Annotated in this window: 20 protein-coding genes and 1 pseudogene; 10 read left to right on the forward strand and 11 right to left on the reverse strand. The window is 70.5% G+C overall.

Features of this window, described 5'->3' with window-relative positions; genetic code table 11:
* Positions 1-164: 164 nt before the first annotated feature.
* Positions 165-1,829: an alpha/beta fold hydrolase gene (locus ACFY9I_RS09745; protein WP_390998954.1), complete on the reverse strand. Its 1,665-nt coding sequence runs from the start codon at positions 1,827-1,829 to the stop codon at positions 165-167.
* Between the two features lie 251 nt (positions 1,830-2,080).
* On the opposite strand from ACFY9I_RS09745, the gene ACFY9I_RS09750 reads away from it, so the two are divergent.
* Together ACFY9I_RS09750 and ACFY9I_RS09755 are read left to right on the forward strand one after the other, a co-directional pair.
* The gene (locus ACFY9I_RS09750; protein WP_390998957.1) at positions 2,081-2,581 is read left to right on the forward strand and encodes a signal peptide protein; all 501 of its coding nucleotides are present in this window, start codon (positions 2,081-2,083) and stop codon (positions 2,579-2,581) included.
* A 186-nt stretch (positions 2,582-2,767) separates the two neighbouring features.
* On the forward strand, positions 2,768-3,241 hold the full coding sequence (locus ACFY9I_RS09755; protein ID WP_390998960.1) for a carboxymuconolactone decarboxylase family protein: 474 nt from the start codon (positions 2,768-2,770) through the stop codon (positions 3,239-3,241).
* A 154-nt stretch (positions 3,242-3,395) separates the two neighbouring features.
* Here the strand turns inward: ACFY9I_RS09755 and ACFY9I_RS09760 are convergent, their stop codons facing one another.
* The 5 genes from ACFY9I_RS09760 to ACFY9I_RS09780 form a co-directional block, all read right to left on the reverse strand.
* On the reverse strand, positions 3,396-3,755 hold the full coding sequence (locus ACFY9I_RS09760) for a hypothetical protein (protein WP_390998962.1): 360 nt from the start codon (positions 3,753-3,755) through the stop codon (positions 3,396-3,398).
* Between the two features lie 10 nt (positions 3,756-3,765).
* Entirely contained in the window at positions 3,766-4,902 is a 1,137-nt protein-coding gene (locus tag ACFY9I_RS09765; protein ID WP_390998964.1) for a Rieske 2Fe-2S domain-containing protein, read from the reverse strand.
* A gap of 80 nt (positions 4,903-4,982) precedes the next feature.
* The gene (locus ACFY9I_RS09770) at positions 4,983-6,167 is read right to left on the reverse strand and encodes a serine hydrolase (protein ID WP_390999169.1); all 1,185 of its coding nucleotides are present in this window, start codon (positions 6,165-6,167) and stop codon (positions 4,983-4,985) included.
* A 116-nt stretch (positions 6,168-6,283) separates the two neighbouring features.
* Positions 6,284-7,153 (reverse strand): response regulator, encoded by an 870-nt coding sequence (locus tag ACFY9I_RS09775; RefSeq protein WP_390998966.1) that lies wholly within the window; start codon positions 7,151-7,153, stop codon positions 6,284-6,286.
* A complete protein-coding gene (locus ACFY9I_RS09780; protein ID WP_390998968.1) occupies positions 7,150-8,355 on the reverse strand; it encodes a histidine kinase in 1,206 nt (401 codons plus the stop codon). Before ACFY9I_RS09780 ends, ACFY9I_RS09775 begins: the two co-directional genes overlap by 4 nt.
* Before the next feature lie 142 nt (positions 8,356-8,497).
* Here ACFY9I_RS09780 and ACFY9I_RS09785 point away from each other — a divergent pair, with 142 nt between their 5' ends.
* Together ACFY9I_RS09785 and ACFY9I_RS09790 are read left to right on the forward strand one after the other, a co-directional pair.
* Positions 8,498-8,896 (forward strand): hypothetical protein, encoded by a 399-nt coding sequence (locus tag ACFY9I_RS09785; RefSeq protein WP_390998970.1) that lies wholly within the window; start codon positions 8,498-8,500, stop codon positions 8,894-8,896.
* On the forward strand, positions 8,893-11,373 hold the full coding sequence (locus ACFY9I_RS09790) for a caspase family protein (RefSeq protein WP_390998973.1): 2,481 nt from the start codon (positions 8,893-8,895) through the stop codon (positions 11,371-11,373). Before ACFY9I_RS09785 ends, ACFY9I_RS09790 begins: the two co-directional genes overlap by 4 nt.
* A gap of 40 nt (positions 11,374-11,413) precedes the next feature.
* Here the strand turns inward: ACFY9I_RS09790 and ACFY9I_RS09795 are convergent, their stop codons facing one another.
* Positions 11,414-12,439 (reverse strand): substrate-binding domain-containing protein, encoded by a 1,026-nt coding sequence (locus ACFY9I_RS09795; protein WP_390998975.1) that lies wholly within the window; start codon positions 12,437-12,439, stop codon positions 11,414-11,416.
* A 313-nt stretch (positions 12,440-12,752) separates the two neighbouring features.
* Here ACFY9I_RS09795 and ACFY9I_RS09800 point away from each other — a divergent pair, with 313 nt between their 5' ends.
* On the forward strand, positions 12,753-14,843 hold the full coding sequence (locus ACFY9I_RS09800) for an RICIN domain-containing protein (RefSeq protein WP_390998977.1): 2,091 nt from the start codon (positions 12,753-12,755) through the stop codon (positions 14,841-14,843).
* A 281-nt stretch (positions 14,844-15,124) separates the two neighbouring features.
* Here the strand turns inward: ACFY9I_RS09800 and ACFY9I_RS09805 are convergent.
* A pseudogene (locus tag ACFY9I_RS09805) lies at positions 15,125-15,289 on the reverse strand (transposase); the annotation flags it as partial.
* A gap of 324 nt (positions 15,290-15,613) precedes the next feature.
* On the opposite strand from ACFY9I_RS09805, the gene ACFY9I_RS09810 reads away from it, so the two are divergent.
* From ACFY9I_RS09810 to ACFY9I_RS09820, 3 genes are read left to right on the forward strand one after another with little or no spacing between them, the layout of a single operon-like run.
* The gene (locus ACFY9I_RS09810) at positions 15,614-16,072 is read left to right on the forward strand and encodes a peptidoglycan-binding domain-containing protein (protein WP_390998979.1); all 459 of its coding nucleotides are present in this window, start codon (positions 15,614-15,616) and stop codon (positions 16,070-16,072) included.
* A 41-nt stretch (positions 16,073-16,113) separates the two neighbouring features.
* Entirely contained in the window at positions 16,114-16,566 is a 453-nt protein-coding gene (locus tag ACFY9I_RS09815; protein WP_390998981.1) for a peptidoglycan-binding protein, read from the forward strand.
* 28 nt (positions 16,567-16,594) lie between these two features.
* Positions 16,595-17,053, forward strand: coding sequence for a peptidoglycan-binding domain-containing protein (locus tag ACFY9I_RS09820; RefSeq protein ID WP_390998984.1), 459 nt, complete (start codon positions 16,595-16,597; stop codon positions 17,051-17,053).
* Positions 17,054-17,069: 16 nt separating this feature from the next.
* On the opposite strand, the gene ACFY9I_RS09825 is transcribed toward ACFY9I_RS09820, so the two are convergent.
* Positions 17,070-18,137 (reverse strand): helix-turn-helix domain-containing protein, encoded by a 1,068-nt coding sequence (locus tag ACFY9I_RS09825; protein WP_390998987.1) that lies wholly within the window; start codon positions 18,135-18,137, stop codon positions 17,070-17,072.
* Positions 18,138-18,287: 150 nt separating this feature from the next.
* Here ACFY9I_RS09825 and ACFY9I_RS09830 point away from each other — a divergent pair, with 150 nt between their 5' ends.
* Complete coding sequence (locus ACFY9I_RS09830) at positions 18,288-19,634, forward strand: GH25 family lysozyme (RefSeq protein ID WP_390998989.1); 1,347 nt, start codon at positions 18,288-18,290, stop codon at positions 19,632-19,634.
* A 46-nt stretch (positions 19,635-19,680) separates the two neighbouring features.
* On the forward strand, positions 19,681-20,046 hold the full coding sequence (locus ACFY9I_RS09835) for a hypothetical protein (RefSeq protein ID WP_390998992.1): 366 nt from the start codon (positions 19,681-19,683) through the stop codon (positions 20,044-20,046).
* Between the two features lie 224 nt (positions 20,047-20,270).
* On the opposite strand, the gene ACFY9I_RS09840 is transcribed toward ACFY9I_RS09835, so the two are convergent.
* Positions 20,271-20,906 carry a TOPRIM nucleotidyl transferase/hydrolase domain-containing protein gene (locus tag ACFY9I_RS09840; protein ID WP_390998994.1) on the reverse strand — a complete coding sequence of 212 codons (636 nt, stop codon included), beginning with the start codon at positions 20,904-20,906 and terminating at the stop codon, positions 20,271-20,273.
* Positions 20,907-21,061: 155 nt separating this feature from the next.
* The gene (locus ACFY9I_RS09845) at positions 21,062-21,613 is read right to left on the reverse strand and encodes a DUF1062 domain-containing protein (RefSeq protein WP_390998997.1); all 552 of its coding nucleotides are present in this window, start codon (positions 21,611-21,613) and stop codon (positions 21,062-21,064) included.
* Positions 21,614-21,755: the final 142 nt, after the last annotated feature.

Here is a 21,755-nt window from a genome sequence, read left to right on the forward strand (position 1 = left end):
ACGTCGGCGCCGTCGGCTACTCCGCCGAGTTCGGACATGCGAAACCCCGGGGCGCTCGCCGTGCGAGGGCGGGCGTCCCGGGGTTCGTACCGGCCGGTCACTCATGGAACCGGTCAGCTCACTGAAACCGGGCGGCTCATGCAACCGATCAGCTCACGGAACAGTCAGCTCACGTCGCCGATACGCTCCACGCGCTCGTTCACGCCGTTGCGGAGCTCGCCGAGGGTCGTGCCGGGCGGGGCCGTCTTCGGGGCGGAGGACGGCGGCTGGGTCTCGTCCGCGCAGGTCGTGCCCGAGGCCGGGACCTTCCGGTCGACGAGATAGCCGACGACCGCGTCCGTCGCGCAGGCGCTGCGGCCGAAGGCGGTGTGCCCCTCGGCCTGGAAGGTCAGCAGCGAGGCGTTGTCCAACTGCCGGCTGAGAGCGACCGCGTCCTGGTACGGGGTGTCCGGGTCACCGGTGGTGCCGAGCACCAGGATCGGCGCCGAGCCCCTGGCCCGGAAGGAGCCGTCGTAGCGGCTGACCTTCTCGGCCGGCCACTGGACACACGCGGTGGCGTGCTGGTGGTCGTACGTCGGCGGACCGTACGCCATGGCCGGGCCCAGCAGCGGCGCCGCCTTCGCGTTGGCCGTGACGTTCCGCTGCAGCTTGCGCAGGCTGCGCGGGTAGTCCTTGTCGACGCACTCGACGACCACGTTCGGGCCGAGGAAGTCGTAGCTGGCCGGGGACGGCGGCCGCAGCAGGAACGAGGTGTTGTCCCGCGCCTGCGCCTTCTGCAGCGCCGCGCCGAGCGAGGGCCAGATGACCTTGCCCTCGTTGATGTTGAACATCAGCCGGTAGACGAGGGTGTAGCCGTTGGCCTGCCCGCCGTTCGCGGTCGGCACCGGGTTCGCGTCGAGGTCGCCCTTCAGCTTCTCGAACGCCGCGCGCGGCTCCCCGTCACCGAACCCGCAGGTGGCCGGGTCGGCGGCGCACCAGTCGAGGAAGCGGCCCATCGCGCCGTCCAGCGCCAGGTACTGGGCCCGGTCGGTGGCGTACGGCTGGTCGGTGTGCTTCTTGGGGTCGTACGCCCCGTCGAGCGCCAGCGCCCGCACCCGCTTGGGGAACATCGCGGCGTAGACGGTCCCGATGTACGAGCCGAACGACCGGCCGTAGTAGGTCAGTTGCTCCTCGCCGAGCGCCTGCCGCAGCAGGTCGATGTCGCGGGCGACGTACTCGGTGCCGACGTACGGCAGCAGCTCGCCCGAGTTGTCCAGACAGGCCTGGTTGAACTCGGCCGCCTCGCGCAGTGCCGGGCCGAAGGCGTCCGGGCCGCTCGGGACGCCCTTGGCGTCGGTGACGGCCTTGGTGTAGCGGGCGTCGTCGAAGCAGGTGAGCGCCGAACTGCGGCCGACGCCGCGCACGTCGTAGCCGAAGACGTCGAACGAGTCGCGGAGCGCGGCCGGAAGGTCGTCGTAGTTGTTGCGGACGAAGTCCACCCCGGAGTTGCCGGGCCCGCCGGGCTGCATGAACAGCGTGCCCTTGCGCTTCGCCGGGTCGGCGGCCTTCTTGCGGACCACCGCGAGGGTGATGGTGCGGCCCTGCGGGTTCCGGTAGTCCAGCGGAACGTCCGCGTTCGCGCACTCGTAGCCGCCCTGGCAGTCGGTCCAGGCGAGCGTGGGCACGGGCGGCGGCGGCGGGGTCTTCGTCGACTGCGGCTTCTGCGGCGTGTTCTGCGCGGCCATCGCCTGCGTCGCCGTCGCCGTCGCCGCGAGGACGAGCGCGGTCGCGGCGGCACCGACGAGTCTGAGACGCGGGAGACGTCTCGGTGTGTGGTGATACGTGGACATGGGTGTGTCCCCCCTGAGCGGTCAGAATCCCCAAGTACCCACTGGTCGAGGTGGGATCGGAGACTGTCTAGCTGAAGAGAGGGGAAAAAGGCCGGAGTGGTGCCACTGTGGCCGAGTCTCCACGCGATCTCTCCGCTACCCAGCGGTAGTTACCGTCTCCGGCCTTCGCTTCGTAATCTTGGGCACGTCCCTGGCCGGTATCCAGCGATGGGGCCGGCCGGATCCCCCACGATCACGAAGGATCCGCGCACGTGTCATCCAAGAACAGCCGTCTCCGGGTCGCCTTCCTCGCCGTCGCGGTGGCGGTCGCCGGCCTCGCCCTGGCGGGACCCGCCGCGGCGGCCACGCCGCAGGCCACCACCGTCTCCACGCCCCAGCAGTCGCCCTCGATACCCGTCGACTTCGTGGACCTCGCCACCAGCCCGCTCACGGCGGACGGCAAGAGCCACAAGGTCACCGTCACCTACCACAACGACTCGGCGACGGACCGGACCGTCGCCCCGCAGCTCCTGGTGGAGTCGCCGGACGCCGGCCCCTTCCTCGACCCGTCGGACGTCAAGGTCGAGAGCCGCTCCGCCGGCGGCTGCTGGCGGACCGTCGAACTCGGCAGCCAGACCGGCACCCTCTTCACCGACCTCACCACCGCCCAGCGCAGGCTCCCGGCGGGCGGCACCCTCACCCAGGTCTACCGCCTGACCGTCACCGACCCGACCGCCGTGGGCACCATCCACCCCAGGGTCGCCCTGTACTGATCGCACTGATCGCACTGATCGAACTGATCGAACTGATCACAGGCACCGGGCCGGGCCCCGCTCTTCGGAGCGGGGTCCGGCCCTTCGCGTCTCGGCGTGAGGGGGGTCACACCCCTGTGTGTCACGCCCGACCGGGCCGCTCCGTCCTTGTGTTGTCACCGCACACGACGGAACCAGGAGCCAGCCATGGAAGCTCGTCTGAACGCCCTCGCCAACCCCGTAGCGGGAAAGCTCATCAAGCATCTCGTCGCGGCCGGCAAGGCGACCGACGACGCGGGGGTGCCGGTCACCACCCAGGAACTGGTGCGGATCCGCGCCAGCCAGATCAACGGCTGCGGATACTGCCTCGACATGCACACCAAGGAGGCCGCGCACGCCGGGGAGACCGCACAGCGGCTCAACCTCATCGCGACCTGGCGTGAGGCCAAGGTCTTCACCGAGGCCGAGCGCGCCGCGCTGGAGCTGGCCGAGCAGGGCACCCGGATCGCCGACGCGGCCGGCGGAGTCCCGGACGAGGTCTGGGAGAACGCGGCCAAGCACTACGACGAGGACCAGCTCTTCGCCCTGGTGGCCCTCATCGCCCTCATCAACAGCTTCAACCGGCTGAACGTCATCCTGCGGCAGCCGGCGGGCGACTACCAGGTGGGCATGTTCGGCTAGTCCGGCCCCTTCCCGAACGCGGAACCGCTCATGACCCCAGGCCGTGAACGAGCCCGGGGCTGTGGGCGGTTCGTCGTCGGGTCGCCGACGGTCCGTTCCGGCGGCACCCGTCTCCCGTGGAGGTAGGTGTGACGCTGGGCGGGGAACGAACGCCCTACTCTCCGTGCTCTCCGTCCCGCTGTGCGAACTGGAGGGAGAGGGACCGCAGAACGTCGGCGGCCGTCGTGTCGTTCCGCCCCTCGTCGTGCACCTCGGCGAGATGCACGAAGGCGTAGGAGAAACAGTTGGCCAAGGTCACGATCGCCGGCGCCAGGGCGTCCGTGATGATGTGCGCGACCTCCTGGGCGGAGGCGTCGGCGGGCAGCTCGACTTTGGGCAGGGTCTCCACGAGCAGCGCGGAGACGGCCCCCGTCAACGCCACCTCGACACCGGGGTTCTCGCGAGTCTGTCGCCGCACCTCGACCGCCTCGGTGAGAATCCCGACGACGCGCTGCATGATCTCGGATCGCTCCATGGGGGGGAGCTTAGGGCCGTTCTGACGGGGCAGTCTCGACCGCGTCTTCCGCCACGCTCGCCCTGGGACGCGGGCGGGCTCCGTCCGGACGCGGCGCGACCCCACCCGCAGGCGCCGGATAGAACTGCGCGTACCACCGCCGCAGCGCCCTGATCCCCTTCTCGTGCGGAAGCAGCACCGGCCGGGTCTGATGGATCTTGTGGTCCCAGATCCGTACCTCCTCCCGCACCTCGCCCAGTGCATCGGCCCGGAACACGAGCTTCCACAGGGGGGTGAGGAAGGGGAGTCGGCGTGGCTTACGGAGGTAGTACAGCATCCGCAGCTCGCTCGTACGGTCGTCGACGGGCGTGCTGAGCGCGACGGCGGTCACCGACAGCACGGGCCCGTGGGCCCGGACGACCATCACGCCCGGCCCGTACATGAACGCGTCGAACGTGTTGTGGATGTCCCGGCCGAACACGCGCCGGCTGATCGTCCCGCGCGCCTCGGCGAACGGCCCGTCCTCCCGCCACTCCTGGACCGGCGGCTCGCTCTGCCCGTGGATGAAGTGGAAATGGGACTCGTCGACGATGTTCTCGCGCATCTCCTGGATGTGGATCCGTGCCCGGCACGTGTCGTCGATGGGCGAGGCGAACCGCCGTGACCCGGCCTCCTCGATCTCCGGCACCTCCCACTCGGGTTCGCCCGAGCCCGCCGGTCCACCCGGTCCACCCGGTGCGTCCGGCCCGACGTACACGAGGACCAGCCCGCTGCGCTCGCGCACCGGGAAGCCGCCGATCGACACCTTGGGCGTCCGGACGGCGAACGGCGCCTCCACGCACCGCCCGTCCGCCCCGAACCGCCACCCGTGGAACGGGCACTCCACCGTCCCGTCCACGACCTTCCCGCCGACGCCCAGATCCGCGCCGTAGTGCGGACAGTGCGCGTCCCGCACGGCGGCCCGCCCGTCCGCCCCACGGAACGCGATCAGCGCCCGCCCGAAGTAGTGCAGGCCGACGACCTTCCCCGCCGGTAACTCCGCACTGCGCAGCACCGCGTACCACCCGTACGGCACGCTCGGCATCGGATACGCGTCGGCGCGAGGATCACGGTCCTGCCCCCGACCCAGACCCCGGTCCCTGCTGTCATGGCTCCGCCACATACGCATGCCGCCGATGCTAAGCGCCGATGTGATCCCGGACACCTCGACCAGCGCAATCTGTAGGTCGGTTGTCCTGATCGTGTTCGTTACGACGGCATCCCGTACGCCGCCACCACCAGGTTCATGGCCACCTCGTTCGCGGTGCTGCCCTTTGCGTCGGTGGAGTTGACGCTGTAGACGAGGGTGCGGGAGCCGTCGCGGGTGGAGGCGATGGCGCTGTTGTAGCCCCAGCGGCCACCGGTCTTGCCCCACACCTCCCGCCCGCCGAGCACCGTGCGCGCGAGCCCCACGGCGTACTCGGCCGGCCTGCCCGTCTTGTGGTCGGTCACCTCCGGCACGGTGAACATCTCCTCCAGCACCGGCCCGCGCGGCACGACCCGCCCCCGGAACAGCGCCTTCGTGAACCGCTCCAGATCAGCCGTGGTCGACACGATGTCCCCGGCCGCCCACCCGTCCGTCACACCCCACACGGTCACGTCCCGCAGCCCGGTCGTCCCGTCGTCGAGCGTCATCCGCTGGTACCCGTGGTTGTGCGGGCCGACGATGCGCGGGTCGGTCCCCGGGAAGTACGTGTCCCGCAGCCCGAGCGGCCTCAGCACGTGCCGCGCGACCTGGTCCTCGTACGAGTCCCCCGTCACCCGCTCGACGATCAGTCCGGCGATCGTGTACCCGATGTTGAGGTAGTGCTGCTGTTCCCCCGGCGCGAACTCCCGCTCCTTCGCCGTCGCCGAGCGGACCATCTCCTCCGGGTCGTGGATCCGGAAACGGTTCGCGTACGCCCCCTCGACGGTCGTCCACGGGAAGTCGGGTGCCGGGATACCGTGCGTGTGGTTGAGCAACTGCCGTACGGTGACACCGCCGTACGACGCCGGAACCAGCTCCGGCAGATACGAGCGGGCGCTCCGGTCGAGGTCGACCTTCCCCTCGGCGGCGAGTCGCAGCACCACGGCCGCTGTGAACACCTTGGTCACCGATCCGGCCCGGAAGCGGCCGTTCGGGTCGGCCGCCCGCCCGGTGGTGAGGTCGTGCACGCCCGAGCTGCCGCGCCATACCCCCTCGCTCCCCCCGACCCGCACGAGCGCGGCGGTCGCGTCGGCGGAGGGCAGCCCGGCGATGGCGGCCCGCAGGGCGGCGGCCGGGTCGGGGTCCGGCTGCGACTGCGACCGCAGGGAGGCGGTGCCTCCGGCCGCCGAGGCCGGCAGCACCGCCGGCCCGGCGGCCACCCCCAGGACGAGGGCGGCGGCGAGCAGCGTACGGGTGGTGCCCTTCATGGACGGCATGGACAGCGCGATCGCCATGGTCAACTCCATTGGTGTGAGCCGGTGTTCTGGTCGTGGCCCCATCCTTGTGACCGGCGGCTTCGCACGGATCGCCCGAGCGAGCGGTCCTAGCGGCGCCGTTCCCTCGCCGCCACGGGGGAGAACCCGGGGCGGGCGACTCCCCCGGCCGGGGGACTTCCGACCCCGGGCGCGGAACCCCCAGCCCCGAGCGGAGCGCCCCCCGCCGCGATCAGCCCCGTCTCGTACGCGCAGATCACCGCCTGGATGCGGTCGCGCAGGCCGAGCTTGGCGAGCACGTTGCCGACATGGGTCTTGACCGTGTGATCGCTGACGACCAGTTCGGCGGCGATCTCGGCGTTCGACAGCCCTCGCGCCAGCAGCAACAGGGTCTCCCGCTCCCTGCCGGTCAGCACGTCGAGCCGGGGATCGGGCCGCCGGGACCGGGCGGCGTTCGTGGTGGGCCGTGTGTACTGCTCGACCAGCCGCCGGGCCACGGACGGCGCGAGCAACGAGTCGCCCCGCGCCACGACCCGCACGGCATGCACGAGATCGTCCCGCCGGACGTCCTTGAGCAGGAATCCGCTGGCCCCCGCGTGCAGCGCCTCGTACACGTACTCGTCGGAGTCGAAGGTCGTCAGCATGACCACACGACAGCCGCCGCGCGCACCCTCCGCACCACCCTCTCCCGGTGCACCACCCTCTCCCGGTGCGCCGCCCGCGCCCGGTGCACCAGTCGTGCCCGGTGCGCCGTCCGCACTGATCTCCCGACACGCCTCGATCCCGTCCATCCGTGGCATCCGCACGTCGAGCAGCGCCACGTCGGCGCGGTGCCGCCGCACCGCCTCGACCGCCTCCACCCCGTCACCCGCCTCCGCGACCACCTCGATGTCCGGCTGCACGTCGAGGATCAACGCGAACCCGCTCCGCACCAGCTCCTGGTCATCGGCCACGACCACGCGGATCACCCGACCGCTCACCGCCCCACCTCCGCCGTCGCCACCACGGTCGGCACGGGTATCCGCACCCGCACCTCGAACCCGCGCCCACCGGGCCCGGCCCCGGCCTCCGCCGTACCCCCGTGCGCGGCGGCCCGCTCCCGCACCCCGACGAGACCGTGCCCACCGCCGCCGTATCCCTCCCGCGGCCCCCGCCCGTCATCCCACACCCGCACCTTCAAGTCGCGTTCTCCGTAGTTGAGTAGGACGGTGGCGGTACGGGCGCCCGCATGCTTGAGCGTGTTCGTCAGCGCCTCCTGGACGACCCGGAAGACGGTCGCCCCGACGGCCCCCGGCAGCCCCCGCTCCGACCCCACCACCTCGTACCCGACCGCGAGCCCACTGCCCCGTACCCGCTCGAACAGGGCGGGCAGATCCCCGACCCCAGGCTGAGGCTCACGGGGCGCGAGCCCGGGCGCGTATCCTTCACGCACCCCCGCGTCGCCCCCCTCGCCGTCCCGCAGGACGCCGAGCATCCGCCGCAACTGGACCATGGCGTCCCGCCCGGTCTCGGAGATCGCGTCGAAGGCGGCCTCGGCCCGCTCCGGTGCCGTACGCACCGCCACGGGGCCGGCCTCAGCCTGCACGATCATCAGACTGACGGCGTGGGAGAGGATGTCGTGCATCTCCCGTGCGATGCGGGCCCGTTCACGCGCGGCGACCTGCTCGGCCTCGACCCGATGGGCGCGCTGACGGGCGTCGGTGAGCCGCCCGAAGACGTAGGCGGCCGCGAACACGAACGCGGAGAAGGTCAGTTCACGCGCCGACCGGCTGTTGAGCCACACTCCCACGGGCACGGCGATCAGCACCAGCACCCCGCTGACCAGCCGCTTCCTCGGCGGGGACAGGACAGCGATCGTATAGACGATCACGAGTCCGTTGTACGGCAACGGCTGCCCGGGCCCGTCGGGGGCCAGCTTGTAGACCATGCTGGTCAGCAGAATCGCCAGCAGCACGGCCAGCGGAGCCCTCCGCCGCCACACCAGAGGCACCACGGTGAGCGTCATCAGCCCGTACGCCGCCCAGGTCGCCGGCGCCAGCCCGGCCCCCCTCGGCACCACGAACGGCATCGTCATCGCCCCCTGCACCAGCAGCGCGACGCCGACGTCCACCACCAGCGGGTTGGCATGCGCGAGCGCCCGCCCCCGCTCCCACCACCCCCGCGCACCCCGTATGCCCGTCACGGTTCCTCACCGTAATGGCCACACGGGTCCGATGACGGCGCATGAGCAACTGTCGTACTGACACTCGCATCTGATGTCCCATCATGTCCGGCCGGAGATCTGTGCCCGACCCCCTCCGTGCTGCACACTGTCCTGCACGTGCGTGATCGAGACACAACGGGCGGGGGACGACATGCCGGACGTGACGCTGAGACTGCTCCCCGACGACGCCACCGACGACAGCATCGAGGACGACCTGGCCCTCCTGCGCCGAGGCCTGGTGGCCGAGCCCGAACTGCGCGGCCGGGTACGCCTGGTGACCAAGGCCCCCGAGGAGGGCCAGATGGGCTCGGGCATCGAGCTGCTGGCCATCGCCCTCGGCAGCAGTGGCGCCGTCACCGCCCTCGTACGCTCGCTCCCGGCGCTGCTCAAGGCACGGCGGGCGGCGGCCACCGTGGAGCTCACGCTGCCCGACGGCCGCAGTGTGAAGGTCACCGCCGACTCCGCCGACGACGCCCGGACCCTCCTCGACACCGCGCTGCGCGACCACCGCCGGCCGTGACCCTCCGACTGCCGGACCCCCGAGGTTCGCGCGCGGTCCTCATCGGCACCTCCGTCTACGACAGCGACCTGCGGGACCTCCTCGCCGTACGCAACAACCTGGAGGACCTGCGGGAGGCGCTGGCGCTCGACGCCTCAGGCGGCTTCCCGAGCGGGGCGTCCTGCACGGTCGTGCAGGACGCCCCGGACCCGCGCCCGGTCTGCGCCACGATCCGCGAGGCCGCCATGACGGCCACCGACACCCTGCTCGTCTACTTCTCCGGCCACGGCGTCCTCAACGACAACCTGCTCCTGCATCTCGCGCTGACCGGCACGGACGAGAGCGATCTGCGCTGGACGTCCATCCCGTTCGACGCGATCCGGGAGATCCTCGAGGAATCGCCCTGCCCAAACAAGATCCTGATCCTCGACTGCTGCAACAGCGGCCGCGTCCTGGACACGCTGATGGGCACGCCGACCGAGTCGGCCGAAGCCCTGACCATCCGGGGCACCTACATCCTCACGTCCTCCGCGAACGCCCCCTCCTACGCCCCCGTCGGCGAGCGCCACACCGCCTTCACCGGCGAGTTCATCCGCCTCCTGCGCGAAGGCGTCCCGGGCGGGCCCGACCTCCTCACCCTCAGCGCCCTCTACGACCCGCTGGCCAAGTCCCTGGCCCGCCGCGGCTACCCGGAGCCCCGCCAGCAGAGCTCGGACGGGCACGCGCGGCTGGGGCTGGTGCGCAACCGGGCGGCGACCCTGTCGGCCGGGGCGGCGGCGGGGGCCGGTACGGCGGGTGAGAGGGAGGCGGCACCGGACGACCACCCCGCGAGCGGTGAGATCCGGTTCGAGCCCAGTCTCACCTATCACCGGCTCCGCAACTGGGTCATCGGAGCGCCGCTCTCCGTCGGCCTGTTGCTGCTGGGCAAAGCGCTGTTCCCCGACGAGGACAAGAACATCGACCCGGCCGACTGGCGCCACATGGCCGCGATTCTCGCGTTCGTGGGCGCCGTCACCCTGTTCGGGGCCCTCTGGAAGCGGAATCCGGCCGACTACTCGCTGGTGCTGAGTCCGGACGGCATCGAGCTGCGGTACGGGGTCTCCGAACACTTCTCGTACCCATGGCACGGGATCAGCCGGTGCTGGCTGCGGCAGCGGCCCCCGGGCCGGCTGCGGGGGCGCCGGCACGACCTGATGCTCCGCCCCATGCCCGGGGTCTACCCGCACACGGGGAGCCGGAGGTCCCCCGGGCCCCACCAGGACGACACCGAGGGCACCCTCCGGTTCGCGGATCTGCGCAGGCTCAGGACGACCCCGGAGGCCGTCGAGGCCGCGCTCGCCCTCTACGCCGGGACGGCCTGGGCTCCCAGTCCCGGCATCGCCGCGCATCCGGCGCCGGCCGCCGCGAACGAGCAGGTCTTCACGGCCGACCGCCGCGCGCTGGCGGCTGTGGCGGTGCTCTGCGCGGCCCAGGGTTTCGACGTCGCCCCCCTCGGTGTGCTCGTCCGGCCCATGGAGATCCTGACGGAGTACGTATCGCTGGCCATGTGCGCGTTCTACTTGGGGACGGCCTGGTTCGCCGCCTTGCGATGCGTCCGTCCCGTTCGGCTGACGGTCGGCGCGGCCGGGCTCACCCTGACACGGGGCGAGCTGAAGATCGCGTACGCCTGGACGGAGATCGAGCGGATCGGCGTGGTGAACTGGCCGCGCGGGCTTCCCTATCCGGGGCTGCTGGTGGTCCGGCCCGCCGGGAGCATGGAGGGCCGGGTCGACCGTACGAACAGGTTGTTGCCGAGACTGGTGCCGGGAGCCCTGACCCTGTGCGTCCTGCCAGAGGTCGTACTCGACCGGCAACTCCTGGAGGCCGCGCTCTCGCGGTTCGCCGACGAGGAACAGCTCGCTCTGCCGAGCGAGTCCTGGCTGCGTACCCGGCCCGACGCGCCGCCCCTGCCCGTCACCGGCCGCACCTTCCGCGGCCGCCACCGGGAACACATCTCCGTCCTCGTGGGCGCGGCATGCTTCGCCCCGTTCGCGGTCGGCGTGCTGGCGACCGACAGGGCACGACCGCCCGACTGGCTTCCGGTGGTGATGAACGCGCTGGTGATCCCGTTCTTCGTCTTCGGTTACGCGGCGTACTTCCTCACCGGCCGACACCACGTCCACCTCCATGTGGGCCCGGCCGGACTGACCTTGCGGGCCTGGCTCCTGGGCAGACACCAGCTCCACATCCCCTGGGGGGACATCGACCGCGTCGGCATCGTGGTCCGCGCCGATCCGAAGGAGCACGCCCTCGTCCTGTGGCCACGCCACGGCGCCGTGATCCCGAGGGCGCTGTGGCTGGGTGTCCGGCGCCGGCACGGCGGGCTGCGCCTGCTGACCCTGGAGGACTACGGGATCAAGGCCCCACCGGAAGAGCTGGACCAGGCCATAGCCCGCTATGCGGGCCGCCGTCACACCCGTATGGCACTGCTCCGCCAGACGGCCCCGAAGCGGAAGTGACCCGCCCTCGGTCGGTTGACCCGCCCTCAGCCGACCGTGCTCAGCGGTCACCCGGCGGCGGTGCCGTGCTCCGCCGCCGCACGAGCCGCGTCGGGACGAGAGTCGTCCCTTGCCCCTGCCCGTCGTACGCGGCTGCGACGTCCCCCGCTCCCTCCCGCATCTTGCTGAGCACCCCCTCCACACACAGCCGCCCCACCTCCGCGAAGTCCTGGTGGACGGTGGTGAGGGGCGGCAGGAAGGACGCGGCCTCCGGGATGTCGTCGAAGCCGACGACGCTCACGTCCGCGGGGACCCGCCGACCCCGCTCGTGCAGGGCCCGCAGCAGTCCCAGCGCCATCTGGTCGTTGGCCACGAACACGGCCGTGCAGTCCGGCTCCTCGGCGATCCGCAGCCCGGCCCGGTACCCGGACTCCGCCGACCAGTCGCCGCGCACCAGCGGCGGCGCCTGCCGCCACCCGCACGCCTCGTCGAGCGTGGCGCGCCACGCGTTCGCCCGCCGCTGCGCTGCGAACGAGTCCTCGGGCCCGGCCAGGTGCCACACCGTCCGGTGCCCCAGCTCCAGCAGATGCCGTACGGCGTCCCGCGCGCCGCCCGCCTGGTCGGTGTCGACGACGGTGTAGCGGTCACCGGCGTCCGAGTCGGCCACCACGACCTGGACGCCCGGCGGAAGCGAGACGGTCGCCGCGTCGAGCAGATGGACCTCCATGATCACGATGACGGCGTCCACGGCCAGCTCGCCCAGCCGCGAGAAGGCCCCGTTCACCTCGTCCTGCGTCGGCACGGCGACGGGCAGCAGCGTGACGGCGTACCCCTCGCGCGCGGCGGACGTGGCGATGGCGTCGAGGGTGCGGATGTTCCCCAGGGTGGACAGGGAGAACGTGATCACGCCGAGCGTACGGAACTCCCCGCGCCGTAGCGCCCGCGCGGCACTGTTGGGCCGGTAGCCCAGCTCGCGCATCGCGGCCAGCACCTGCCGCCGCGTGTCCTCGGTGACCCCGGCGAACCCGTTGGACACCCGGGAGACGGTCTGGGACGAGACTCCGGCGAGCCGTGCGACGTCCCCCATGGAGGGCCCCTGCCGGGGCCGGGCGGTGCGTCCGCGCGTACGACCGTCGGTCATGTCCACCTTGTTCCCCCGACTTTCGACTCTTTCCCGCGGGACTCTTGACGACTCCTTGACCGCCGAGATTCGGACAGTGTAGACATCCGCCTCAGTGAATGTTTACGTAAACATTCGCTGAGACAAACCATACGAGAGTGCGACGAACCACAACGGAAGCGTCATCGTACGAGCGTCGCCCCACCCGCACCACGCTGAACGTCGGCCCCGATCTCCGTGTCTCGCAGGGACGCGCACACGGAAGAGTTGGAGTACTCGAATGGCACACCGCACCCGTACGAGACGGCTCCTCGGGGCCATCGGCATCACGGCCCTGGCCACCGGAACGGCAATGGCCACGACCTCCCTGCCGATGGCACACGCCGACACGGCGGCGGCCGCGGCCGCATCGGTGACGGTCAGCCCCGACCCCTCCTACAAGGGCCAGAGCTTCGAGGGCTGGGGCACCAGTCTGGTCTGGTTCGCCAACGCCACCGGCGACTACCCGCCCGCGATCCGCGAGAAGCTGGCCAAGCTCCTGTTCGGCAAGGACGGCCTCGACCTCAACATCGCCCGCTACAACATCGGCGGCGGCAACGCCCCCGACGTCAAGGACTACCTGCGGGCCGGCGGCGCGGTCGAGGGCTGGTGGAAGGCCCCGGCGGGCACCACCCGCGAGGACGTCGACTGGTGGAGCGCCGAGGACAAGAAGGACTGGAACAAGAACGCCGACGCCACCCAGCGCTGGTGGGTCGACCGCATCAAGAAGGACATCACGCACTGGGAGACCTTCAGCAACTCCCCGCCGTGGTTCATGACGGAGAGCGGCTACGTCTCCGGCGGCTTCGACTCCTCGAAGGACCAGCTGAAGGAGGAGTCGGTCGAGGACTTCGCCAAGTACCTGGTCGGCGCCACCGAGCGCCTGGAGAAGGCCCACGGCATCAAGGTCGACACCCTCGACCCCTTCAACGAGCCCAACACCAACTACTGGGGAACCAAGCTCGGCGCCGACGGCCAGCCCACCGGAGGCCGCCAGGAGGGCGCCCACATGGGCCCCGAGCTGCAGCAGAAGGTCCTCAGGGCGCTCGGCCCGGTCCTGGACGACTCCCGCAGCCACGCGAAGATCTCCGCGATGGACGAGACGAACCCCGGCACGTTCGCCACGAACTGGAACTCCTACCCCCAGGAGGTCCGTGACCTCGTCGACCAGATGAACGTCCACACCTACGGCACCAGCCAGCGCACCACCGTCCGCGACCTCGCCAAGGCCGCCGACAAGCCGCTGTGGATGAGCGAGGTCGAGGGCGACTGGGGCGACGGCCAGAGCTTCACCGACATGCGCCCCGGCCTGGGCCTCGCCCAGCGCATCGTCGACGACCTGCGTGAACTGGAGCCCCAGGCCTGGGTCTTCTGGCAGCCGGTCGAGGACTACGACAACATGAAGCCGGGCGGCGAGTCCGCCAAGGGCGGCAACTGGGGCTCGATCCAGCTCTCCTTCGCCTGCAAGAAGTCGGACACCCTCAAGACCTGCCCCATCTACACGAACACCAAGTTCGACACGGCCCGTAACTTCACGCACTACATCAAGCCGGGCGACCGCCTGATCAAGACCAACGACGAGTCGAGCACGGCCGCCGTGGCGAAGAAGGGCGACAAGGCGACGGTCGTCCACGTCAACAGCACCACCGAGTCCCGCGCGGTGACGGTCGACCTCTCGAAGTTCGGCAAGGTCTCCAAGAAGGCGACGATCACCCCGGTGGTCACGGACGCGGCCGGCAAGCTGATCCGCAAGAAGGCGGTCAAGGTCACCGGCAAGAAGGCGACGATCACGGTCCCGGCGCAGTCCGTGACCTCCTTCCTGGTGCAGGGCGTCTCGGGGGTGGCGACCTCCAAGGCCGAACTCCAGGACAACCACGCGTACACCCTGACGGGCGTCCAGAGCGGCAAGAACCTCGCCGTCGGCCCCGACGGCAAGAGCCTGGTCATCAAGACCCCGAGCACCGCGACCGGTAACGCCCAGCAGTGGACGCTGGACCGCATCGGCAAGGGCGCGACCGACAACCGCACCCGCTACGCCCTGACGGAGCCGACCTCGCGCAAGCGCCTGGCCATCCGCTTCGACTCCCTGGTGGCGGAACGCGACACGGCCACCCGTGACGAGGCCGCCCAGTGGATCCTGTCCTCCACGGGCGACGGCACGTGGACCCTGGTGAACGTGGCCACCGGCCAACTCGCGGACGTGCACGGGCAGTCGACGAACGACGGCGCTGGCGTTGGAGTCTGGACCCCGAACTCGGGCCTGAACCAGCGCTGGAAGCTGACGGACGTGACGCCGACTGCGGCGGCCTCGAAGGACGCCGACGTTTCGTAGACCGGACAGCCCACCGGGTGGTAGCCACCCCTCACCACAGAACAACCGGGGCCCCACGGCCCTGAGGAAGCCCCAGGCCCTGACCTGGGGCTTCCGCGTTCGGCAAGCCTTGCGGAACTCGCCACCGCCCCGTGGGACACGGCATCCGGCCCGTAGACACAGTGGTAGGAGAGGCCGGACCCACCGACGCGCCCTGCCGGGGTAGACGTAGGTCCGCCAGCGGCGAAGAAGTCGTAGGTCCGCCAGCGGCGGAAGAAGTCGTAGACCACCCGCCAGTACGGGAAGTCGACCGGGACTGCCATCCACTTCACGCCGTCGTCGACGAGGTAGCGCACAGCGTCGAGCATCTCGCGGTGGCAGTGCGCCTCCGGACGCCCACCTCGTTCGAGCAGCCAGGCCGGTACCGGCATCGCGGAGCGGACCTCGGCCCACTCCGCGTCCGTCATGCATGTCAGTCGGACAGCACCGCGCCCGCCGCCCCGGAGCGATCGAACCGAACCTGTGCACGTGGCAGTCACGCTCCGGAGTGGCCGTGATGGACGCGGGAGATCCGGTTCGCCACAACGCACTGACTCACGCGGTGCGCGTGCCTCTGACCGCTCCTCGTCCCTTCCTGTCCCATCTCCGTCCCGGCAAGCAGCGGAAATACCAGGTCACAGGCGTAAGACCGTCCCGGCGTCCCACCCGGCCGTGTTCCGTTGCGGGCGTTCCGAGCGCTTTGACAGCGTCCCTCCCGTCACTGCGGAACCGAACGAACGAAGGGGAACAGCATGCGACCGAACGTGATGACGAGGTCGATCGTCAGTGCCACCGTCGTGGCCGGGCTGGCGATCGGAACCCTCGCGGGTGCCGGTACCAGCTTCGCGGCGTCCGCACCGAAGGCTCAGCCGGCCGTGAGCGCCGGAGCCGTCAGCATCCTCGCGACGAACAACCTCGGCCTGACCAGCAAGCAGGCCAAGGGCATCCAGCGCTGGCTGAAGGGCTGGGGCTACAAGGGCGACATCGACGGGCAGCTGGGCACCAACAGCTGGAAGGCGATGCAGACCTACCTGGCGAAGGATTGGAAATACGAGGACGCGATCGACGGGATCGTCGGCCCCAACACGATCAAGGCGCTCCAGCGGTTCCTGAAGGAGCACTCCAACTACGAGGGTGCGATCGACGGCATCGCCGGACCGGGCACCAGGGCCGCGTGGTCGAACTGGGCCAACTTCATCTACACCGACTGATCCGCGCTCACCTCACTACAGGACCGAACGAGGGGGAAAGCATGCGACCGAACGTGATGACGAGGTCGATCCTCAGTGCCACCGTCGTGGCCGGGCTGGCGATGGGAACTCTCGCGGGTGCCGGTACGAGTTTCGCGGCGTCCGCACCGAAGGCTCAGCCGGCCGTGAGCGCCGGAGCCGTCAGCATCCTCGCGACGAACAACCTCGGCCTGACCAGCGACCAGGCCAAGAAACTCCAACGCTGGCTGGCCGTCCGCTACAAGTACACCGATGCCATCGACGGGCGGTTGGGCACCAACAGCTGGAAGGCGATCCAGCGTTTCCTGGCGGCGCACTGGAACTACGAGGACGAGATCGACGGGATTCCCGGTCCCAACACGATCAAGGAGCTCCAGCGGTATCTGAAGGCGGCATTCGGCTACACAGGTGCGATCGACGGAATCGCCGGACCGGCCACCAGGGCCGCGTTCGCGCGGTTCGCCGAATCCGACTGATCCGGACCGAACGAACGAGGGGGAGAACATGCGACCGAACATGATGACCAGGTCGATCGTCAGCGTCACCGCCGTGGCCGGGCTGGCGGTCGGGATCCTCGCGGGTGCCGGTACGGGTTTCGCGGCGTCCGCCCCGGCGCCCCGGCCGGCCGTGAGCCCCAAAGCCGTCGGCATCCTCGCGACGGAGAACCTCGGCCTGACCAGCAAGCAGGCCAAGAACCTCCAGAGCTGGCTGGCCGTGCACTACGGGTACGAAGACGCCATCGACGGGCGGTTGGGCACCAACAGCTGGAAGGCGCTCCAGCGCCACCTGCATATGGAATGGGGCTACGACGACGACATCGACGGGATTCCCGGCCCCAACACGATCAGGGCGCTCCAGCGGTTCCTGGAGGATTTTTACGACTACGAGGGTGCGATCGACGGCATCGCCGGACCGGGAACCAGGGCCGCGTTCGCGAAGTTCGCCAGTTCCGTCGGCGACTGATCCATAAGAACCGGCCTCATCTCTTCAGGGCTCGTTCGCAGTGCGGCCAGTCGCTGAAGTCGTGCCCCCGGCTCCACAGCTTCTGGGCGGCCTGGATGTTCCACTCGGGGTCGAGCGCCTTGGCCGGAGTGCCGCCCAGTTCACCGAGGCGCGCGTCGGAGATCTGGAACACGCCCCAGTTCCTGGAGCCGTTGGTGTTCGGCAGGATGTGCAGGGGATCGAGGAAGGACTGGCAGTCGGCGATGGCGACGGCGTCGTCCGGGGCCTGTGCGAAGACCTCGCGGACGCGCTGTCGGACCTTCTGCGGCGACCAGGTCTCCATGCGTACGCGTGATTCGTGGAGGGCCTCCTTCGTCGGGTCCCCGACAACCCCGTTCGGCACGAGGCCGGCGAGCACCTGGAACGCCGTCACCCGGCGCAGCGTCTCGGGGCCGAACGAGCCGTCCACCCCGATGCGGGCGCCCCGTTCCTTGAGTAGCGCCTGTACCTCGCGTACGCACTCGTCGTTCTGTCCCATGCTGATCACGGGTCCGCACTTGTCCGAGAACAGCAGCCGCTCGTCCGGCGCCTTCTTCGTGTCCGGCCCGGTGGCGAGGGCGGAGACCCCCCAGGCCGCGAGGGCGAGGACGAGGGCGGTGACGGCGCTCGTCACGACCAGGCGCCGCCGTCCCCGGCTCCGTACCGGGGCGGGCGCGGCAACGGGTACGGGGTCGGGGTCGGGTACGGGGTCGGAGTCGGGGCCGGGACGTCCGGTCGGGGCGGTGTCCTCGGTCTCCTCCTCCGCAGCCTCTGTGTCCTTCGCGTCCTCGGTGTCTTCCAGGGGGGCGTTCCCGGCCCGCTCCGCGTCCGCCAGGGCCCAGAGCCGGTGCAGGTCGCGCAGCTCGGCGGGGGAGGCTCCGCAGACCGTGGCGATGCGATGGGCCGGGCCGTAGTCCTGGGGGACGGACGTGCCCGTGCAGTAGCGGTGCAGGCTGGAGCGGCTGATGCCGGTCTTCTGCGCGAGGACCTCGTAGCTGTAGTCGGCCCTCTGCCGCAGCTCGCGCAGCCGGGACGCGAACCGCTCGGTCTCATTGAACCCCGTCAAAGCAACCCCCAAGTCGTACAGCACCCCGGGGACGCGAGCGACGTCCCCGGGGTGCGCCAAATATGCCAGAAGTGCCTTTGCGGGGCCCGCCTCGGCGTCGGCCCGCAGCCGGCCTCACCACGTCCTGCCCATGAGCACCAGGAGGAACGCATGCGGCGAAGAATGCTTCGAGAGACCTTCACGCTTGCCGGAGCGGCGGTCATGCTGCTGTTCGGCTCCCCGGCGGTCGGCGTCGCGGACACGGCCGTAGCCGCGACCGCCGTCTGCGGACACACCGCCTCGCAGCCCGAGCTGAGAACCGGCGCCACCGGCGTACCCACGCTCGAAGCGCAGTGCGAACTCAACCTGGCGACGAAGGCATCCGCGTACACCCCGATCGCGGTGGACGGCTCCTTCGGTTCCGCCACGGAGGAACGCGTCAAGGTGTTCCAGCGCTGCGCGGGCCTGACCGCCGACGGCGCCATCGGCCCCAGGACCTGGGCGGCCCTCAACACCTGGTCCGCCCAGCCTCGTACCTGCACCCCAGGGGGAACGGCGACCGCACCCCAGGCGGCCGTGTGCGGACACACCGACGCCCGCCCGACCCTGCGCCGGGGCGCCCAGGGGGTCGAGGCGAAGGAAGTGCAGTGCCGGCTCAACCTGGCGATGGAGCCCGGCCACCACACCCCCCTGGTGATCGACGGTGACTTCGGCGGTGGGACCGAGAACCGGGTCATGGAGTTCCAGCGCTGCGCCGGCCTGGGCTCGGACGGAGTCGTCGGGCCCAACACCTGGGCCAAGCTCGTGGACTGGTCCGGCCGGAACGCGTACTGCACGCCGCCCCGCCCCGGCGGCTACCCCGTCGACGGCGTCGACACCTCCACGTACCAGCACCCCGGCGGCGCGCCGATCGACTGGAAGGCCCTGCGCGCCTCGGGGGTCGAGTTCGCGACCGTCCGGGCCACCCGGGGCCTCAACGTCACGGACCCCTACCTCGCCACCGACCTCGAAGCGGCCAGGACGGCCGGGCTCGCGGTCGCGCCGTACCACTTCTACACCGCCGCGACCGGCGCCACGGGCCCCGCCCAGGCGGACTTCTTCATCGCCGCCGTGCGTACGACCGGCTACACCGGCGGCCGTCCCGGCGACCTGCCCCCGGTCCTCGACCTGGAGCGCATGGACGACGGCACGGGCCGCTGCCCCACGTACGCCTCGGTCGCCGACGTCACGGCCTGGCTCGACCGGGTCGAGGCGGCCTTCGGCCGGAAGCCGGTCATCTACACCCAGAAGTCCTTCCTGGACGACTGCATGGGCTCGACCACGGCCTTCTCCTCGTACGCGCTCCAACTCGCGGACTACCGCCAGTCGATCACCCAGCCCCCGCTGCCGAACGGCTCGACGAGCTGGCTCATGTGGCAGTACACGGAATCCGCGCTCTACGACGCCATCAAGGCCCCGGTGAACGCGGACGTCTTCAACGGCACCCAGGCGGACCTCGACCGCCTCGCCCATCGGTGACCTCGCGTCAGCGACACCCTGATCACACCCAATAGGGAGACTCTTCATGCGTAAACGTGCCATCACGGTATTCGGCGCCACCGTCGCCGCGTTCCTGCTCACCACGACCGCCGCTTCCGCCGACAGCATCATCACCGCGGGAGAGAACAACATCAAATGGCGGAGGGACTGCGACACCGTGTACGCGGGAGCCGTCGCCCCGACGTACGCGGTCACCATCAAGCAGAACAACGGGTCCTGCGCAGGGCATGCCTGGCTCCGCGTCCACGCCTCCGGCACGGGGTGGACGGGGTGGGTGCACGACTCGACCGAGGCGGAGCTCAAGAGCCCGGCCGGCCGTATCACCAGAGCCCAGCACAAGGGCTGCGAGAACTGCACCGTGTACAGCACGGAGCTGCGGGAGCTGGACTGATCCGCGCGGAAAGGGATCGGCTGACCTGACGGGGCTTCTCTTCTCCCTGGCCGGAGCACCTCTGGGTGTTCCGGCCAGTCGGGGTCCGGCGGGCGCGAAGGGCTGAGAAGAGCCTGCTGCACGATGACGGCACCCGGGAGGGGGCAGGGAAGGGGCAGGGAAGCCCTCTTCCCGGACCGGGGCAAGCTGACGTTCAGTCACTCGGCCCTGCGCATCCGTACTCGTCACAGGTTCGCCAGGAGGGCCATGAGGGGAGCCGGCACGTTGCCGACGCCGACGCCGTCGAGATCCAGGGCCTCCACGAGGAGCGTGCCGTAGCGGATCTTGCGGCCCTTCTTCGTGCCGATGAAGCGGCGTAGTTGCTGATGGCGGGGGCGGCCGTGTTGGGCGGGCTGGCGGGTGAAGGTCTGCCAGGCCCGTGATTCGTTCTCGGAGTGGATGATCTGCTCGACCCTGGGCTCGCCCAGGGCGCGGATGAGTTCGTCCTCCAGGTCCGACACACAGACGAAGACGTCCTCGCGGCGCGGAGCCTTCGCACGGTCGAGGCCTCGGTCGAAGTAGGGCTGCTCGCGCTCGTCGCAGAGGCCCGCAAGGCGGAGCCCGAGACCCGGCGGCCCGAGGAGCGCGGCGTAGCGGCCGACGTTCATCGCGCCGCCCATCGACACCACGCACACCCCCTCGGCGGCCAGGTCCCGGCCCTGCCGGGCGGTCAGCGCCTCGACGGCCGCGAGGTCGCTGAGCCCTTCCAGCAGTACCGCCGTCCGCACCCCCAGGCGCGCGGCCAGTTCCCTGGCCGGCCCCCCGGAACCGCCTTCCGCCCAGTTTCTGACCTCGTCCCGGAACGCACTCATGGTCACCATGGGCTGAGTCTGCTGCTTCCACCCAGGCTTCGGCACGGAATACTCGGATGCGGAGGAGAGGGAGCGAGCAGGGTGGCGGGGCGGAGGCGCGGGTCGGTACGGGGCAGGGCCTGTCCGGCGTGGCTCGGCGGACGGGCCCCGGCCCCGGTCGATGCTCAGCGCTTGAGCGTGAAGGTGAAGTCGCCGGAGAGCTTGCCGCTCAGCCTGACCGCCGAGACGAGCTTGCCCTCCGTGATCAGTCGTTCGACCTCGGCCCGCGAGAGACCGCAGCCTTCGGCGATCAGTCGCACCGGCCGGACCGGGATTCGCGCCTCGAACCGGACCGAGACGTCGATCACCTCGCGGTCCAGCAGGTGATCCGATCCGCCGGTGTCGAGGCGCCAGGCGTCGTCCCAGTCGAGGGCGATGCGATTACGGCGCCGCACGACCGGATCCTGGAGCAACTCAGCCGTCAGACCGAGGTCGTTGTCATGTAGCCGGTCCAGCAGCTCAGGTCGTACGGAGCGTACGTTCATCCGCTCCAGGAGCGCGAGCTTCGCCGTGTCCCCGCATCCGGTACAGAGCACGAGGAGCCAGGCGTCGAGGACCTTGTGGTTGGCGTTGACGCGAAACTTTCCGTTTGCCCGGAAGCGGTCTGACGCGCACGAGTGGCAACGACGGCGAACGAGGGGCAGGCAGGTGGGCATGACCACCCAGTTTTCGAGCACAGAAGCACACCGGTTTCAGTGAGAGATCCGCAGCAAAAAGCAGCGCGGCGCAGATGCGCGACGCGCGACCGATCAGCGCTTGGGGGGTCTCACACGGTGTACAACGGCACGTCCTCGCCTAGACGACTTGGTCCGCGAGCAC

This window comes from Streptomyces sp. NPDC012510 (assembly GCF_042955065.1).
Taxonomy (GTDB): Bacteria; Actinomycetota; Actinomycetes; order Streptomycetales; family Streptomycetaceae; genus Streptomyces.

Excerpts from the sequence above, each read along its gene's own strand:
- ACFY9I_RS09755 (WP_390998960.1), top strand. The coding sequence starts at position 2,768 with ATGGAAGCTCGTCTGAACGCCCTCGCCAACCCCGTAGCGGGAAAGCTC.
- ACFY9I_RS09795 (WP_390998975.1), bottom strand. The coding sequence starts at position 12,439 with ATGGGGGACGTCGCACGGCTCGCCGGAGTCTCGTCCCAGACCGTCTCC.
- ACFY9I_RS09835 (WP_390998992.1), top strand. The coding sequence starts at position 19,681 with ATGCGTAAACGTGCCATCACGGTATTCGGCGCCACCGTCGCCGCGTTC.
- ACFY9I_RS09800 (WP_390998977.1), top strand. The coding sequence starts at position 12,753 with ATGGCACACCGCACCCGTACGAGACGGCTCCTCGGGGCCATCGGCATC.
- ACFY9I_RS09765 (WP_390998964.1), bottom strand. The coding sequence starts at position 4,902 with ATGCGTATGTGGCGGAGCCATGACAGCAGGGACCGGGGTCTGGGTCGG.
- ACFY9I_RS09820 (WP_390998984.1), top strand. The coding sequence starts at position 16,595 with ATGCGACCGAACATGATGACCAGGTCGATCGTCAGCGTCACCGCCGTG.
- ACFY9I_RS09810 (WP_390998979.1), top strand. The coding sequence starts at position 15,614 with ATGCGACCGAACGTGATGACGAGGTCGATCGTCAGTGCCACCGTCGTG.
- ACFY9I_RS09770 (WP_390999169.1), bottom strand. The coding sequence starts at position 6,167 with ATGAAGGGCACCACCCGTACGCTGCTCGCCGCCGCCCTCGTCCTGGGG.
- ACFY9I_RS09830 (WP_390998989.1), top strand. The coding sequence starts at position 18,288 with ATGCGGCGAAGAATGCTTCGAGAGACCTTCACGCTTGCCGGAGCGGCG.
- ACFY9I_RS09815 (WP_390998981.1), top strand. The coding sequence starts at position 16,114 with ATGCGACCGAACGTGATGACGAGGTCGATCCTCAGTGCCACCGTCGTG.
- ACFY9I_RS09745 (WP_390998954.1), bottom strand. The coding sequence starts at position 1,829 with ATGTCCACGTATCACCACACACCGAGACGTCTCCCGCGTCTCAGACTC.
- ACFY9I_RS09840 (WP_390998994.1), bottom strand. The coding sequence starts at position 20,906 with ATGGTGACCATGAGTGCGTTCCGGGACGAGGTCAGAAACTGGGCGGAA.
- ACFY9I_RS09760 (WP_390998962.1), bottom strand. The coding sequence starts at position 3,755 with ATGGAGCGATCCGAGATCATGCAGCGCGTCGTCGGGATTCTCACCGAG.